The following is a 1,255-nucleotide window of genomic DNA, read 5'->3' as shown; positions in this document are numbered from 1 at the left end:
GGCAGGCGCTGAGCGGTGAGCCCCGTCGTCCGGGTTCGCCCCGACTATAAACGCGGTGTATAGTGCGCGCCATGCACCCCCCCGGCCTCCCGCTCCTCGGGCGCGAACCTGAACAAGAGGTTCTGGCCGAGGCCGTCAGCGGCCTGATCGCGCGGCGCCCGGCGGTGGTCACCCTCAGCGGTACGGCGGGCTTCGGGCAGACCGCGCTGCTGCGGTGGGCGGCCGGGCTCGCCGAGGACCGCGGTCTGCGCGTGCTGCGCGCCCGGGGCACCCCCGGCGAGAGCGATCTGCCGTACGCGGCGGTGACCCAGCTGCTGAGCCCGCTCGTCGGCACCGCATCTGCCGACACCGCGTCCACCGACGCCGTATCCGCCGAAGCTGCATCCGAGGGCCCGTCCTGGCGCGACGGGCCGTTCCCGGGCCTGGCCGAGCTGCTGCGCACGGCTTGGGACCGGCCGACGCTGCTGGCCGTGGCGAATCTGCAGTGGCTGGACCCCGATTCGCTGCACTGGCTCCAGGCGCTGGTGCGGCGGCTGCCCGGGGCGCCGATCGTGGTGCTGGCCGGCGCCATCGGCCCCGTACCGCTGGCCGATGCCCTCCCGGAGTCCATCACCGTTTCCCCGCTGTCGCTCGGCGGTTCCCGGTTGGTGCTGCCGCCGCTGGGCTCCGCCCAGGTCGCCGCCGCGGTGACCCTGGTGTGCGGCGGCCAGGGGCAGGAACGGTTCACCGCGGTGGCGGCCGAGACCACCGGGGGCAATCCGGCGGTGCTCCACGAGGTGCTGCGCCGCTTCGCCGACACCGGACATGAACCGGCCGACGACCGGGTGCCTCAGCTGCGCGCCATCGCTGCCGCCGCCACCGCCGATCACGCCACCCGCGTACTGCGCGGTCTGCCCGCCCCGGCGGTCGCGGTGCTGCGCGCCCTCGCCGTCTGCGGCGACCTGCTGGACTTCCCCCTCGTCCGCACGCTCGCCCGGCCGCGCCCGGAGTACGAGGCGGGGCTGCGCGAGACGCTGGAGGCGACCGGGCTCACCGCCCCCGGCCCCGGCGCGGCGCTGCGGCTGACCGGCCCGGAGGTGCGGGCCCGGGTGCTGGAGGAGATGCCCGCCGACGAGCGGGCCGACTTGTACGCGCGCGCGGCGGAACTCGCCCACCGGGCCGCCGTGGACGACGCGGACATCGCCCGGCTGCTGCTCACCGCCCGCCCGATCGGGGCGCCCTGGGCCGTCCACGTACTGCGCCGCGCCGGCGCCGC

1 protein-coding gene is annotated in these 1,255 nt (G+C 76.8%); it reads left to right on the top strand.

What is annotated here, in order from left to right; translation table 11 throughout:
- Positions 1 to 71 precede the first annotated feature (71 nt).
- The coding region (locus ACWDSL_RS53440; protein ID WP_450497024.1) for an AAA family ATPase at positions 72 to 1,255 on the top strand (1,184 nt) is incomplete at its 3' end.

The organism is Streptomyces sp. NPDC000941 (assembly GCF_053599555.1).
This window is presented reverse-complemented; position numbering and strand designations above follow the sequence as displayed.